The 14136-nt window shown below is 46.2% G+C and carries 13 protein-coding genes and 1 riboswitch; of the genes, 6 read left to right on the top strand and 7 right to left on the bottom strand.

All coding sequences use genetic code 11. From position 1 onward, the window contains the following. Window positions 1-66 precede the first annotated feature (66 nt). From KW93_RS12015 to KW93_RS12000, 3 genes are all read right to left on the bottom strand, one after another. Window positions 67-1194: a 5-methyltetrahydropteroyltriglutamate--homocysteine S-methyltransferase gene (locus KW93_RS12015; protein WP_033543259.1), complete on the bottom strand. Its 1128-nt coding sequence runs from the start codon at window positions 1192-1194 to the stop codon at window positions 67-69. A gap of 45 nt (window positions 1195-1239) precedes the next feature. Beyond that, window positions 1240-2412 carry a cystathionine beta-lyase gene (gene metC / locus KW93_RS12010; protein ID WP_033543258.1) on the bottom strand — a complete coding sequence of 391 codons (1173 nt, stop codon included), beginning with the start codon at window positions 2410-2412 and terminating at the stop codon, window positions 1240-1242. Between the two features lie 112 nt (window positions 2413-2524). After that, a riboswitch (SAM riboswitch) is annotated at window positions 2525-2630 on the bottom strand. A 141-nt stretch (window positions 2631-2771) separates the two neighbouring features. Further along, the gene (locus KW93_RS12000; protein ID WP_033543256.1) at window positions 2772-3611 is read right to left on the bottom strand and encodes a DUF4097 family beta strand repeat-containing protein; all 840 of its coding nucleotides are present in this window, start codon (window positions 3609-3611) and stop codon (window positions 2772-2774) included. A gap of 461 nt (window positions 3612-4072) precedes the next feature. Between KW93_RS12000 and KW93_RS11995 the strand changes: the two genes are divergently transcribed. Continuing rightward, window positions 4073-4795: a hypothetical protein gene (locus tag KW93_RS11995; protein ID WP_033543255.1), complete on the top strand. Its 723-nt coding sequence runs from the start codon at window positions 4073-4075 to the stop codon at window positions 4793-4795. A 73-nt stretch (window positions 4796-4868) separates the two neighbouring features. On the opposite strand, the gene KW93_RS11990 is transcribed toward KW93_RS11995, so the two are convergent. Continuing rightward, window positions 4869-5495 carry a C40 family peptidase gene (locus tag KW93_RS11990; RefSeq protein ID WP_033543254.1) on the bottom strand — a complete coding sequence of 209 codons (627 nt, stop codon included), beginning with the start codon at window positions 5493-5495 and terminating at the stop codon, window positions 4869-4871. 524 nt (window positions 5496-6019) lie between these two features. Between KW93_RS11990 and KW93_RS11985 the strand changes: the two genes are divergently transcribed. Further along, window positions 6020-6238, top strand: a complete 219-nt coding sequence (locus KW93_RS11985; RefSeq protein WP_152602457.1) for a hypothetical protein — start codon at window positions 6020-6022, stop codon at window positions 6236-6238. A 58-nt stretch (window positions 6239-6296) separates the two neighbouring features. Here the strand turns inward: KW93_RS11985 and KW93_RS11980 are convergent, their stop codons facing one another. Next, window positions 6297-8702 (bottom strand): S8 family peptidase, encoded by a 2406-nt coding sequence (locus KW93_RS11980; protein ID WP_033543252.1) that lies wholly within the window; start codon window positions 8700-8702, stop codon window positions 6297-6299. A gap of 515 nt (window positions 8703-9217) precedes the next feature. Between KW93_RS11980 and KW93_RS11975 the strand changes: the two genes are divergently transcribed. Both KW93_RS11975 and KW93_RS11970 read left to right on the top strand, forming a co-directional pair. Continuing rightward, window positions 9218-10237 carry a zinc-binding alcohol dehydrogenase family protein gene (locus KW93_RS11975; protein WP_442956624.1) on the top strand — a complete coding sequence of 340 codons (1020 nt, stop codon included), beginning with the start codon at window positions 9218-9220 and terminating at the stop codon, window positions 10235-10237. Window positions 10238-10989: 752 nt separating this feature from the next. Next, window positions 10990-11799: an alpha/beta hydrolase gene (locus KW93_RS11970; protein ID WP_033543250.1), complete on the top strand. Its 810-nt coding sequence runs from the start codon at window positions 10990-10992 to the stop codon at window positions 11797-11799. Here KW93_RS11970 and KW93_RS16805 read toward each other — a convergent pair. Further along, window positions 11792-12121, bottom strand: coding sequence for a hypothetical protein (locus KW93_RS16805; RefSeq protein WP_235318412.1), 330 nt, complete (start codon window positions 12119-12121; stop codon window positions 11792-11794). The two genes, KW93_RS11970 and KW93_RS16805, sit on opposite strands and share 8 nt — an antisense overlap. A 189-nt stretch (window positions 12122-12310) precedes the next feature. Continuing rightward, entirely contained in the window at window positions 12311-13240 is a 930-nt protein-coding gene (locus KW93_RS16985) for an ATP-binding protein (RefSeq protein ID WP_052131602.1), read from the bottom strand. Between the two features lie 178 nt (window positions 13241-13418). Here KW93_RS16985 and KW93_RS11955 point away from each other — a divergent pair, with 178 nt between their 5' ends. Further along, window positions 13419-13658: a helix-turn-helix transcriptional regulator gene (locus KW93_RS11955; RefSeq protein WP_033543249.1), complete on the top strand. Its 240-nt coding sequence runs from the start codon at window positions 13419-13421 to the stop codon at window positions 13656-13658. Continuing rightward, window positions 13648-13998: a hypothetical protein gene (locus KW93_RS11950; protein WP_033543248.1), complete on the top strand. Its 351-nt coding sequence runs from the start codon at window positions 13648-13650 to the stop codon at window positions 13996-13998. The genes KW93_RS11955 and KW93_RS11950 overlap by 11 nt, the downstream gene beginning before the upstream one ends. The last annotated feature ends 138 nt before the right edge of the window (window positions 13999-14136 follow it).

Below are 14136 nucleotides of genomic sequence, written 5' to 3'. Positions count from 1 at the left end.
AAAAATCGACGATAAAATCCAGGCACAATAAAAGGCAAGCGCACCCAGCGCTTGCCTTCTTCCTTTTCACTCCCCAAATATCTCTTCAGAAACCTCCACAATATACCGCAACTTCTCCCACTGCTGCTCTTCCGTCAGTTTATTGCCATGATGCGTTGAGGCAAAACCGCATTGCGGGCTGATACACAGCTGCTCTAAAGGCACATACTGCGCGGCTTCCGCAACGCGCGCTTTGATAACTTCCTTGCCTTCCAGCTCGCCGTTCTTCGAAGTGAAGACTCCAAGCACTACACGCGGACCGCCAGCCGGAATATGCTCGAGGGGCTGGAAGCTGCCTGAGCGGTCGTCATCGTATTCGAGGAAGAAGCCGTCGACACGCTCTTTAGCGAAAAGCGTCGGTGCGATCAGCGCGTAGCTGCCTTCGAATGCCCAGTCGGACTGGTAGTTGCCGCGGCACAGGTGAGTTGTCACCGTCAGATCTTCCGGTTTTCCTTCAAGGACACCGTTTGCGACGCGGAGCGCCAGGTCGATCAGATACTCTCTATTATATTGTCCATCGTTGAACGGAATGTCAGGCGACGAAAGGCCTGCGATATAGACGTCATCGATCTGGATATAACGAGCACCCAGATCATAGAACGTTTTGAACGCGTCGCGGTAAGCCTGGATGACGTCTTTTGCGTAATCTTCCAGATCCGGATAGATACTCACGTCACGAATGCCCTGATTGAAAAATTGGTTCGGGCTCGGGATGGTCAGTTTAGGAATGGCGCGGCCGGCGACAATTTCATTGAATTCAATGAAATCCTGGATAAAAGGGTGATTTTCATTGAATGAGATTTTGCCGGTATTGCGGACGTCGTAGGCTTCAGTTTCGACGTTTTTGAATTTATAGCCATGATCTGGTGTGTAGCCTTCGAAGCCATTGATGTCAGCCATGAAATCGGTGTGCCAGAATGTGCGGCGGAATTCGCCGTCTGTCACAGCTTTCAGGCCGACTTCGATTTGCTTGTCGACGATGCGTTTGATTTCTGTTGTTTCGATTTCACGCAATTGCTCCGCAGAAATGACACCTTCCTTGTAGTCTTTTCTTGCCTGATGGATGCTTTCCGGACGCAATAAACTTCCCACGTGATCTGCTTTGAAAGGGGCTTTTACGATTGCTTTTGCTGTTTCTGAAATTGGATTTGTCATTGTGGATTCCTTCTTTCTGTTTTTAGGTTTTATTTGGCGTAAATTTTAGTTTGCAATGCTCAGCTTGCTCTTGACCCGCACTTTCTCCAGTGCCTGCTGCAGATCTTCCAGCAGGTCATCCGTATGTTCGAGGCCAACGGAAAAACGAAACAGGCCGTCGGTGATGCCGCGTTTTTCGCGTTCTTCTTTCGGCATCGCAGCGTGCGACATGGTCGCCGGATACGACAGGATCGTTTCGACGGCGCCAAGACTGACGGCGAATACCGGGATGCGCAGCGTGTCTTTGAAGATGCGCGCCGCGTTTTTGTCAGGCAGTCGGAATGACAGGACAGCTCCGCTGCCGCTTGCCTGGCGCTCGTGGATCGGATTGCCGGGATGGAATGAAAAGCCGGGGTAGAACACTTCTTCAACGACCGGATGCTCGTGAAGGAATTCGGCGATTTTTCCTGCCGATTCACTCGACTGTTTAAGCCGCGCGCCGAGCGTTTTGATTCCCTGGATCAACAGATAAGAATCCTGTGCACCGAGTACGGAGCCCAAGGAGTTTTGGATGAATCCGAGCCGGTCGCCGAGTGCCGCATCTTTTGTGACGGCGAGCCCGGCGGTGATGTCGCTGTGGCCGGACAGGAATTTCGTCGCGCTGTGCAGAACAAGGTCCGCGCCGAGGTCCAGCGGGTTCTGGTAGAGCGGCGTCATGAACGTGTTGTCGACGAAAGTCAGGCAACCGTTCGCTTTGGCCAGCTTTGCTGCGATTTCGATATCAGTGATGTTCATGACCGGATTGGAAGGGGTTTCGATGTAAATCACTTTTGTGTTCGGGCGGAAAGCTCGTGCCACTTCATCGAGATCCGTCATATCAACGAAGGTGTGATCGATGCCGAATTTACTCAGCACTTCAGTGATGAAACGGTAAGTGCCGCCGTAGACATCTTCCGACACCAGCACGTGGTCGCCGGATTGGAGCAGCAGAAACGCTGAAGAGATGGCGGCCATGCCGGAGGCGAACGCGAATCCCCGGGTGCCGTTCTCCAGTTTTGCGATGGTGTCTTCAAGCGCCTGCCGCGTGGGGTTGCCGGAGCGGCTGTAATCGTACGGTCCGAATTCGTCGATGCTTTCCTGATGGAACGTCGACGACAGGTAAATTGGGACATTGACGGCGCCGGTCTGAGGATCGACACCGGCGGAATGGATGAATTTCGTTTCCAAGCGGTTGGTCATGATGGAAAACCTCCTTTTATTGTTCAAACGATCGTACAAAGAAGAATCCATTCAAATGAAAAATGGAGCCCTCTTCTCGAAAGAAGAAAGCTCCATGTATGGAAATGCATTCTTCTTATCTTCTAGGCTCGCGCCTACTGGAAGTAGCACCTTGCCTTTTTGCAGGCAGGTTGCTGAGACATCGCAGGGCCAAGTCCCTCCGTCTCTCTTGATAAGAAATAGAATATTTAATTAGTGGTTGGTCGATGTCTATAACAATAAGGCAGATTTCAGATAAAAGCAAGAGGGAAGTGAAAATTTTTGGTTTTCTGGAAAATAATCAACTGGGAATCCAGTGGGAATAAGACCGTAAAATGCTGTCACTCGACAACGATGCGGCCATTATCTGAAACGAGTCTGATCAATATATCACCTCTGCCGAAACTGAGATTATGTGATTCTTGTCCATAAAGCTCAATACTTCCATTATCGGCATAGGCCTCGATTCGGGCATCAGCCGGTTCCGTTTCGGTGCGAATTTGAATCTCGCCGTTATCCGTTTCAAAGTCGACAGGGAAATCCAACGTGCTGGTGTCCAGCTCGATGCGGCCATTATTCGCCCGTGCCTGCAATTCACCCGATACGCCCGTAAACGTGATGCGCCCATTTGAAGAGCGGGCGGTGATGTCAGCCTCCATGTCCGTCAGCTCAATACGGCCATTATCAGTTTTGACATTGACCTTATTACTTTCTACTGCCTCCAATTCGATGCGGCCGTTATCCGCTTCGATCGAAAGTTCAACTGCCCCGAAATCTTTTGCCTGGATGGCGCCGTTATCACTGTTTACCTGGAGTTCCGCAAGCCCAATTGCCGGAACATGGACCTGCAGCGAGTAGGAGCGGTTGAAGTTAAAGTTGAAAAAAGAGGAGCGGTCTTTAACTTCGATTTGCAGGCGCCCACCTGACATATCTGTCCCCAATGTGAAATCGTCGCTGTTGCCAATAAGCACGACACGTATCGTGTCATCATTATTCGGCAGAATATCCACCCGGGCATTTTCCACCCGGATTTCCATATTCTCGATTTCTTCATCAAAAGTCTGTTCCTCCAGCACAGCTTGTTGAGCAGAGCCCGAATTAAAAAAGGAATACAGGATTACGGATCCAGCAATTATAAAGACAGCTGATACGATGAGCAAAAATCTCAACAGGGTTCTCATGGCTGCTTCCCCTTTCTTTAATGGAACATTTCAGTCACTGAATAGGGCAGGAGTGCAAATTCCGAGTCGGTTGAATACCTGCAACAGGAGAAGTTTAGCTATGCTGGGTGGATTCTTCAGTGGCTCAAGTGGAGCTTTATTCGTAATTTTTATTATGTATGCCAACAATTTTACCATAATACAATTTTTTATTTGAATATTCAGTTACGAAATACCGGAAATTCATAATAGAGAAAGTCATTTAAGAGGTGCATTTTAATATATTTATTATAATTGTATTAATATTATGATAATTATGTTAATCTAAAATAACCTTAAGCTGACGTAATACAGATAGTTACTCCAATTGCTTTTCATATTTTAAAAAACAGGTTTTTTAAACCTCTTTTCTTACATAACACATATTAAGTAAAAATATGCTTGATGCCAGTCTTAATATTAATAAAGGAAGAGGGTTAGGGATGATGAAGATTAAAAGACTTGAAACTAAGCTATTGTTGGCCGGTATAATAGTTTTCACAGCTATTTTCTTTACAATACTAACTGGTACTCATGCTGCCGCAACAGCTAATCAAGAGGAAATTGAGAAAATGAGGGAAAACTATACCGAATTAGGAATTGACAAGGAAACAGGAGAGAAGCTGATTCAAAAGGTACTGAACGGGGAATTGCTTGATTCACAGAAACCGGAAAAACTTAAAGGGAAAAAGTTGACTGTTGATATCAAAGACAAAAAAGGCAATTACGTTGAGTTCGATGACGGATCAAGAATATTATTGACTTTCGAGGAAGAGAAAGCATCTGAAATTACTGCTTTAAGTGCTTCAAGTGCGTCAGCGGGCACAGTTTCAAATCGTTCCTGCGGCAGTGGAAGCGGCTATACTTATTGTGACGTTACAGCGCGATATCAGGATATGGTCTGGGATATCAAATTTGATGCAAAAGTAACTAAAGTATCGGGTGGCCAGGCAAAGATATCAGATGTTGTGAATAACAAAGCGAATCTGGTCCTGTATAGTATTCTCAGTAAACAGTTCGGTGTAGTGAAGGCAAGATCGGATGATAAAGGGCCGGCAAAAACCAGATGGCAGTTCCAGATATCGCACAAAGATGGAAGCAACTCAATTACGAGAAACCTGGCGCTTTATGCTGACAGTAAATCGACGTATGCCCGACTTGAATGATGAATGGATCCCCTTTTCAGAAATCAAAAACAGACCAGGAATTTCCTCCTGGTCTGTTTCGTGTTTTATTAACTTACATTCTGCCGTAACCGGTAAAGTAGCTGCTCCAGTAACCGCTGTGGATGTTGTCGACTTTTATGCCGCTGTTGGTGGCGGAGATCATTTTGCCGTCACCGATGTAGAATCCGACGTGAGAGATGCCGGATGTATAAGTGCCGGAGAAGAAGACAAGGTCGCCGGGCTGCGGAGTGCTGACTTTGGTTGACTTATTGTAATAGCCGGCTGCATTTATGCGGGCTGTGTCGTTGCCTGACTTGTTCAATACATATGAAATGAATCCGCTGCAGTCGAATCCTGAAGGAGTGGAGCCGCCCCATACGTATGGAACTCCCGTGTACTGCTTCGCGATCGATACGATGGAAGAAGTGGAGTTGCTGACAGTTGTCACTTCCGGAGCTTTCTTCGCTGCAGCAGTTGAACCGCCGCTGGTCATGAGTGTCTGACCGGGATAAATGATGTGTCCTGAAATGCCATTGATGTTTTGCAGGCTGGCAACTGTCGTTCCGTGAGCCTGGGCAATGTTCCACAATGTGTCTCCGGATTTAACGTTATATGAAGCTGCGCTTGCAGGTGCTGCGATGGCAGCTGACATGCCTATTGTTGCTGTAAGTGCCAATAATGCTTTTCTTGTTTTTTTCATGTTACTCTCCCTGATTATCTGGAATTCACTGTATTCATATTTTTGAATAGCGATTCTCGTATTTTATGTGTTAGCCAAAATTCTGGAGGAATAATAATAATTATCTGCTGTCTCTTATTAATATCTTTTGAAGCCTTGCTCAGTGTAGCACGGCCTTTATGCGAATAAAACCTATGTAATGGCTTTGTGAGCATTTATTAATATTTTGATATATGTATGATATATTTTAATTTTTCTGATATATGATACCGCTGCAAAAAGAGAAAGCACTTTGGACACCGCTATTGGCGATGTGAAGGGGATTTTTGGGTAATGCCTGTTAAAAGCCAGGCTGTGGGAATGGAAATTAAGGGTAATTGCCTTACAGAAAAAGGTTGGTTTATTTCAGAGGCAAAAAGTGAATCCTGACCTTCAAGCGGCAGCAGGAATAGACTATACTGAGAAGAGAAGGAGTGGCAGCCGGACATTTGGGCTGATCATCCGATTGCGAATCCCAAAAATGACTGTAGAAGGAGTTAATGAAATTGCCCATTTTAAACACGATTGAATCAGGCCATCTATGGGGAATACTCAGCCCGTTCCTCATTCCGCTCGTACTGACTTTCATATTGGCAATGGTGCTGTTTTACATTGCCATGCGGATGGCTCCCGGAAAAAAACAACGAGCTTTTTCGATTCTTACGCTGATTCTCATTCCTGCAAGCCTCATCCTGTTTCTCTATATTTCGTTATCAATGAGATAAATTTGGACAACTAAAAAAGGCGGAGGAATAAAATTCCCCGCCTTTTTTGCTTGTGAATTTATTCAGCGTTGATTGTGAGAACGCCGCCTGAAAATTCGATTTCTCTGTCACCTTTTTTCGCGTAGGCATTGATCTGGTACTCTCCTGGCGTTAGTGGAGCCCCGTTGATCGTCATATCCCACGAGAATGCGTGCAAGCCGCGTGGAAGGTCAGTTGCCTGAGCTGTTGTAGCCAGCAAAGCGCCTGTTGCTGCGTTGCGGATGCGCACTTCAAAGCTGTCCGCACCAGCCGGCAAGTTGACTTCACCGACAAGTTTGCCGCCTGAAAGGCCAAGTTCAAGCGTGTTGATCAGCGGGTAATCCGGCTGCTGAACAAACAGGATAGTTGGCACTTCAATCGTTTGCGTACCGTCACTCAGAAGGAATGTTCCTTCATAATAGCCCGGTGCCAGTTTGCTTGTATCAACCTGGACACTGAAGTTCAGGTCCTGTGTTTTGCCCGGCTGCACTTGAAGATTATTGCTTGTTTGAACTTTGATGCCATCATGTCCAGTGAATTTGATCGAGTAGCGCTTACGCTCGTCCGACAGATTATGGACAGTGAATTTCTGGCGCTGGAGTTCTTTGCCGTTCGCTTTCTCAAAAATTCCGAAAGAATGGCTTCCTGGAGTTGCAAGAGTTTCAGTGTTGATCGCATCAAGGACGCGGATGCTTCCGGCACCTTGTGAGTTATGCGGGTAAAGCTTGCCGTTTGCATCGTAAAGGTTCTCAGCCGTGTTCATCAAAGCCGCTTTGACAAAGTCCACGCTCCAGTCAGGATGCGCTTGAAGAATCAAAGCTGCTGCCCCGGCAACGTGCGGAGCTGCCATCGATGTTCCTTGAAGTGATGCATAGCCGTGCGGATTCGCAGGATTATGTGTAGGAACTGTAGAGACGATTGCAACTCCCGGAGCTGAAACATCCGGTTTGATCATCCAAGTGTCCATTACCGGCCCGCGGGATGAGAAGTCTGCCATCGTTTCGCCGACTGCTTTAGCGAATGCGATATCAAATGAAATTGTGTTGTTTCCTGCTGCCAGCTCGGCCAGCAATTTTTGGCCGTCAGCCAAAGTTGTACGGATAGTCGGAAGTGCAAGACCCGCTACGTCCGGCTGTACACCTGCCACGTTATTGTAGATGACTGCGCCGACTGCACCGTCATTTTTAGCGTTCGTCACTTTGTCGACAAAGGCCAATTCACCGCGTTTAATCAACGCGATTTTTCCACTTACATCGACTTTTGCAAAATCAGCAGCACTGCCAATACCGACGTGCACAAATTCATATTCGCCTTCATTCAGCGCAAGCAGCGCTTCATCAGAAGGGAAGCCCATTGGAGCAGCTGAAGGGTACGTTACGCCTTCAGAAGTGAAAAGTTCTGCCGTGTACATATTGTAAGGAAGCTGAGTGGCACCGACTGAAATCGCATCACGGGAAGTTCCCGGAGATCCGACAGTCCAGTTTGCAGGGCCGCTGTTGCCGTTTGAAGTTACTGCTACGACGCCGTCAGCCATTGCTGTATCAAGTGCAAGGCTTGTTGCGTAGTCAGGGTTGTTGACTGAAGCACCCAATGAAAGGTTCATCACGTCTGCTCCGTCAAGAACTGCGCGTTCGATACCTGCAATGACGTTAGCCGTAGTTCCTCTGCCGCCAGGGCCAAGGACACGGTAGGCAAGAAGTGTAGCGTCAGGAGCCACCCCTTTGATCTGGCCATTAGCGGCAATCGTTCCCGCTACATGTGAGCCGTGATTCGTCGAAGCACCGCGCGGGTCACCATCTGGTGTTTCCTGTGGATCGTTGTCGTTATCGACAAAATCCCAGCCTTTATAGTCGCCGAAAGCGTGCGCAAGATCCGGGTGGGTGTAATCCACGCCTGTGTCAAGTACCGCTACGGTGACGCCTTCGCCTGTATAGCCGGCTGCCCATGCATCATCGGAACCGATGAAAGGAGCGCTGTCCAGCATATCCGGATTGTAGATTTCAGGATCCAGTGATACCGCATCTTCAGGTGTCACGACATATTCCTGGTTGGAATAAACCGCTTTGACGCCTTCGATTTCGGCTAATGTATTCAGGTCGCTGTGGGAGATTTCAATCGAGAAACCGGAGAATACTGTATCGTATTCCTGCAGCAGTTCCACTGAAGCGCCTTCTTTTTCCAATTGTGCCAGAATCCGGTCGCGCTCCTTATTTAGGAATTGTTCGGATTGGCTCTTTCCTTTATGCTTTGCCTGTAAAACCGATTCTGCATCCAGTTCAACAATAACTGTAAGTTCTTTGAGTTCAGAAGCGCCTTCATCCAAATGCAATGTAGCTTTGGAAGAATCTGGTGTAGAGGTATTGGCGAATCCTTGTGCGCCAAACGATGAAAATGCCAATAAAAAGATTAATGCGTAAATAGCCAATCGCTTAAAGTTTTTCTGCATTTATTTTTTGCCCCTTTACAATAATTTTGTAATGCCCGTCGCCAGGATAGTTTTGGCTAAGCTCTCACGCCCCCTTTATAACTATTTCTATCCCAATGTTTGTAATTTTATTATGAAAAATCCAATTATTCTACAAATATTCTGAAAATAAGAATATTCTACTAAGTGTTTTATTTTGGCATTGGCATTACGTACTACTGCTTACGCTGAAAACAGGGAAAACAGCAAATTTTTCTTACCGGAACCTGTTTTCTGTAAACGGTAAATTATTTTGGGCCAATTAAACCCGAAAGCGCATATACAGTGTGAATTACAGCAGACCGAAGCAGGAAGTTTGGAGCAATTAAAAGATGGCTTTCTACTATATAAAAGAGAATGAAATAAAAACCCGCTTCTCAATTGCGTTATTGGATATGCCCGTTATTTTTGTAACCGGCAGCCAGCCAATGTAGAATGGGAATCATAATGTCAATCCATTAACGGAAGGGGCACGATGCGACGTGAATACAGAAATGATGAAAACGTTCGGTTTTTACAAGCCGGGTTCAAAAGAAGAAGCGATGGACTTTCAAATGGTGGAACAGGAAAAGCCGGTACCGGCAGGACGTGACCTGCTTGTTGAAGTCAAAGCGATCTCCGTCAATCCAACCGATCTGCGGACGCGCGACGCCAAAAAAGAAGACGATGACTCACTGACAGTTGTTGGGCGTGATGTAGCGGGTGTGGTTGCAGCAACGGGGGACGGCTGTTCGATATTTAAAGTGGGAGACGAAGTTTTCTACGCAGGCACGAACAACCGCCCGGGCGGCCAAAGTGAATTTCATCTGGTCGATGAACGGATTGTGGGGAAAAAGCCGGAAAGCCTGAGTTTTGGAGAAGCTGCGGCATTACCGCTGACGGGGCTTACCACTTATGAAGCGATTTTCGACCGGCTTGGCGTTTCAAAAGAAGCTTCGGAAAACGCAGGCAAGCGGATTTTAATTATCGGAGCGGCCGGCGGCGTCGGTTCGATTGCACTGCAGGTCGCAAAACTGGCAGGCCTGACGGTGATTGGCACAGCGTCCCGCGACGAGACGGTTGAGTGGGCGAAAGAGCACGGCGCGGATCATACCATCAACCATCATGAAGAGTTTGGACCACAGCTGGAGAATCTCGGCATTGAAGGCGTGGAATATACTTTCTGCCTGAGCAGTCCCGATGAGCATATGGCAGGGATGGCGGAAGTGATTTTGCCACAGGGGAAAATCTGCTCAATCCTGCCGGCGTTCAAACCGCTTGACCTGGCGCTGTTCGGCAAAAGTGTCACATTCGTCTACGAACTCATGTATACCCGTTCCGTTTTCCAGACGGAAGACATGGTGCACCAGCATATCATCCTCTGCAAATTGGCGGATTGGGTCGATGGAGGGGAAATCCGTACGACCAAGACACAGCATTTTACGCCGATCTCAGTGGAGCATTTAAAACAGGCATATAACAATCTTTTGACAGGCAAGACGATCGGGAAGATTGTGTTGGAGGGTCCATTCGAATAAATATGGTTTACGCCATTCTGCAAAAAAACGATTTCAATAAATGGGAGACGACTCGGAAAGGTCTGTCTCCTTTTTTGTGTTCAATTTTTTTCTGAGAGACAGAGGGAATCAGCATTGTGTCTCCTTTTGCTTTGCCGTCCAATAAAAACAATCTGTTGGAATCTCTGTAATTTACTGTAAGATGAATGAAAGGATCAATGCAGATTTGAGAATGGAGGAATTGTTTTGCCGCTGATTGAACTGGTGTCCATTTTGTTGACTTTGGCAGTGATTTTATTTGGGGTTTATTTCTTAAAATTCAAAAAAACCAGGAACAGGTCCAGTATTATTCTCGGATATTTGTATGTACTTTTCGGTGCGGTGGGCCTGGTTGTTATTATGGGTGTTTCATTTTTTTGAACGGGTCGAATTTATCCGTTCTTCATCGCTGAAAAAGTGAATTATTGCAGAAAATGACGGTGGTAAGGCAAAGAGTCATACAGTGACTTGAAATATTTGGCAATAAATTATGAAAACTTATGAGAAATTAAAATAGAAAGTATTTCGTTTAAATTGGACAGTATCGTCAAATAACTGGAAATTCCGCACAGATATACTCACCCCAATTGTATATTTTCGCTGAAAACATCAGCACTTTTTCCACAAACCGCACTTAAGAAGACGATTTTTAATTACCCCCAGCCAAAAAGGGTTTTATTGATTGATAGAGAATGATTAAAAGGACAAGTAATTACCCGAATGGAGGAAATGGGATGGGCGAAGAACGAATGATCCGGTCGTATGATGGCACGCAGCTGTTCAGCCGCAAAGATCCGGCAGAAAATGCGAAAGCGGTGGTGGTCATCACTCACGGCCTGGCCGAACATCTGGGGCGCTATGACGAGCTTGCTGAAACATTGGCCGACAAGGGGTTCACTGTTTACCGCTATGAGCAGCGCGGCCATGCGCGGTCGGAAGGGAAGCGTACTTTTTTCGAGAATTTCAATGAGATGCCGGATGATTTGAAGACCGTCATGGATTTGGCGAAAAAAGAAAATCCGGAAAAGGCGATTTTCCTCATCGGCCACAGCATGGGCGGCTTTACCGCTGCAGCATTCGGTACGAAATATCCGGGGGAGGCAAAAGGAATCGTCCTGTCGGGAGCACTTACCCGCTACAATAACCAATTGTTCGGTCCGCTGCCAATGGAGTTGCCGGCGGACACGTACCTCGATAATGAGCTCGGGGAAGGCGTCTGCAGCGATCCGGCAGTTGTCGAAGCCTACGCCAATGATCCGATGGTGGAAAAGAAGATTTCGGTAGGACTCATTAACCAGTTTGGCCCTGGTATCGCCTGGCTGAAAGAAAATGCCGGGAAATTTACAGACCCGGTACTCGTGCTGCATGGCAATGAAGACGGGCTGGTCGCCGAAAAAGATTCCCGCGATTTTTACGGGGAAATCACTTCAAAAGATAAGACGCTGAAAATTTATGCACTGCTCATGCACGAGATTTTCAATGAGCCGTCCAAATACAAAATTTATGACGAAGTGGTGGAATGGATGACGGAGCGGCTCACATGATCAGGAAAAAATAGATGATGACCATAGTCACAATAATGACCAGCATGGTGGAAATCAGTGTGATTCGCACATTTGACGGGGCGAATGTTTCATTGAGCAGCTGCCTGCGTTTTTCCTTATACTCCTGAGCTGCCAAAAAAGTCATGACAAGGCCGAAAATGGAGGCTGGCCGCCAGGAATCCGACGCCGATGATTGAAATGGCGGTGTGTATTCAGCCAGATAAGTTCGCTCATTGGCAAGATGATATTGGGTGTATTTAATCTGATTCTTTTCTTTTTTGCGCGACGGACGGGACATCCGTTTCTCTCCTTTCTGTATCAAAACCGACCCCGTGTCAAAAAAATTCAGGTTATACAAGAATCATGCATGAAGAATCCGCCGTCTCTTAACAGGGACTGATTCTTCATGCATTTTTAGTCAGTGCTTAAGCGGTCATAATTGTTTCGAACACACAGGTTCCATATGGGAACTGCTGGAAACACCGGGGTCAGTAAATATTTTTTGTTCGACTCAACTGATGATCCTCCAAAGTGTCTCAAGCCGCTCGTAGTTTTGAGAGCCGATCCTCCGCTTCACTTTTCCGCGTTTTAACCCCTTGGCGATTTCAAATTCATCTATCAGCAATAAAACGTCATAGATAAAAGGCAAAGGGAAATGCCATGATAACAGGACCGGATAGGCTAGATAGGCACTGACATGTTCATAGCCGTAAAAATTGTCCTGTTCGATAGGAAGCCGTTTCCGGACATAGGCTTTGCCAATGTTATGCAATAGAATGACCCACGACAGAAGGTCTTGCTCATCCGCATCATTAACTTCTTTCTTTATTACTTCGACGATTTTATTGTTTTGGCGCAGCAGGGTACGCATTTCGTCAATTTCTGTCATAGGTCTGGTTTCTTTGGAACATTGAAAGAACGTCTCGTATTTATCTTGCGAAAAAGCCTGCTTCTTCATGTTCTCCAAATCCATGTGTGCATAAGGCGGCCGCGATAAGAAACGGATCCAGTCGAAGTTCTCGTTTTTCCTTGGCAGTTGGAAGGCGCGGATGTAGCGTTCGATGATATGGTCCGGCACGCGTTCATCAGCTTGCCGCCGGCCATTGCGTTTTTTCAGCTCTTCATAGGGAGTGAGGAACACGACAGCTTCCGTTTCAGCTTCGAATTTTTCAATCCGGTTCAGAACGCTCCTCCTTCTTTTGGACGCTAAATTTGTTGCGTCATAGATGACATTCATGCCATTTTCCAGGTGAAAGACGGTTTCCCGGTACATTTCTTCAAAAGTCATTTGATGATTGATGGATCCATCCGGAAGCCGGTGCCGCTGCGCAATTTCATCCGATGAAAGGTGGACCCATCTTTCAATGCCACCGAGCAGGTTCCGTGCATAAGTGGTTTTGCCGCTTCCCGGAAGGCCGATCAGCATCATGAATTTCACCATTCTACCCCTTCTTCCGCAAGGACTTTCCGGTCCGTCATTTCTTCTCCATACCCTTTTCGAGGAACTGGAATTCAACTGAGAGGATTCTTTATCAAAATAAAATATTTTATTATTTTATATAAGTTTACTTTACTTTTATTAAATAATAATTTATAGTTGATTTCAAGAGGTGATGGCAATGAAAAAAGATTTTGGCGATTCAATCGCTAATAAGGTTTACGAATATCGGGTGCTTGCCAGAATGTCCCAGCAGGAATTAGCTGAGAAAGTGGGCGTTTCGAAACAGACCATCTTCGTGATGGAAAAAGGGAATTATGTTCCGACGCTGCTGCTGGCATTTCGCATGGCTGATTTTTTTGAAGTTGAGGTCAATGATATTTTTTCTTACGTGAAAGGAACTGATCCAGATGACAAATAATTTATTCTCATCCATCCAAAACGCTATTTTTTCTCCTTTGAAAACCTGGGCTGAACAATCCACAGGAAACTGGAACATGCTCGTTGGCATCGGTTTTTTACTGATTATGGGCAGTGCAATTTTTCTCTATGTGCTTTATAAGAAAATCGGACAGGGAGACGAAAGGACCAATCAGATATTTTTGAAAAGCAGCTACTTCATGCTGTTGGCAATTATCCTGTGTGATATCGTTTTTCCAAAAGACGATATGTGGACCATCTTTTTCATGTTCAAGTACTCGCTGGCATTTTTAGCGGGTGGAGCTTATCTGGCTGTCCAATATAGAAGGGATTTTGCGTAAGGAAAGGTTGAAGGGCGGCAATTATTCTGTGTGTGAAATAAATAGTAATCAGCTTTAAGCTGCACCTGAATTTTGAGGTGCGGCTTTTTTTCATCCGAGCCGTCATACTTTTGGGAAAGAAGGATATGTTCCTGCCTT

This window comes from Planococcus sp. CAU13 (genome assembly GCF_000775575.1).
Lineage (GTDB): Bacteria > Bacillota > Bacilli > Bacillales_A > Planococcaceae > Planococcus.
This window is presented reverse-complemented; position numbering and strand designations above follow the sequence as displayed.

Bases quoted from the DNA above. Each gene is read 5' to 3' on its own strand.
- KW93_RS12015 (WP_033543259.1), bottom strand. From the start codon at position 1,194: ATGACAAATCCAATTTCAGAAACAGCAAAAGCAATCGTAAAAGCCCCT.
- metC (WP_033543258.1), bottom strand. From the start codon at position 2,412: ATGACCAACCGCTTGGAAACGAAATTCATCCATTCCGCCGGTGTCGAT.
- KW93_RS12000 (WP_033543256.1), bottom strand. From the start codon at position 3,611: ATGAGAACCCTGTTGAGATTTTTGCTCATCGTATCAGCTGTCTTTATA.
- KW93_RS11995 (WP_033543255.1), top strand. From the start codon at position 4,073: ATGATGAAGATTAAAAGACTTGAAACTAAGCTATTGTTGGCCGGTATA.
- KW93_RS11990 (WP_033543254.1), bottom strand. From the start codon at position 5,495: ATGAAAAAAACAAGAAAAGCATTATTGGCACTTACAGCAACAATAGGC.
- KW93_RS11980 (WP_033543252.1), bottom strand. From the start codon at position 8,702: ATGCAGAAAAACTTTAAGCGATTGGCTATTTACGCATTAATCTTTTTA.
- KW93_RS11975 (WP_442956624.1), top strand. From the start codon at position 9,218: ATGAAAACGTTCGGTTTTTACAAGCCGGGTTCAAAAGAAGAAGCGATG.
- KW93_RS11970 (WP_033543250.1), top strand. From the start codon at position 10,990: ATGGGCGAAGAACGAATGATCCGGTCGTATGATGGCACGCAGCTGTTC.
- KW93_RS16985 (WP_052131602.1), bottom strand. From the start codon at position 13,240: ATGGTGAAATTCATGATGCTGATCGGCCTTCCGGGAAGCGGCAAAACC.
- KW93_RS11955 (WP_033543249.1), top strand. From the start codon at position 13,419: ATGAAAAAAGATTTTGGCGATTCAATCGCTAATAAGGTTTACGAATAT.
- KW93_RS11950 (WP_033543248.1), top strand. From the start codon at position 13,648: ATGACAAATAATTTATTCTCATCCATCCAAAACGCTATTTTTTCTCCT.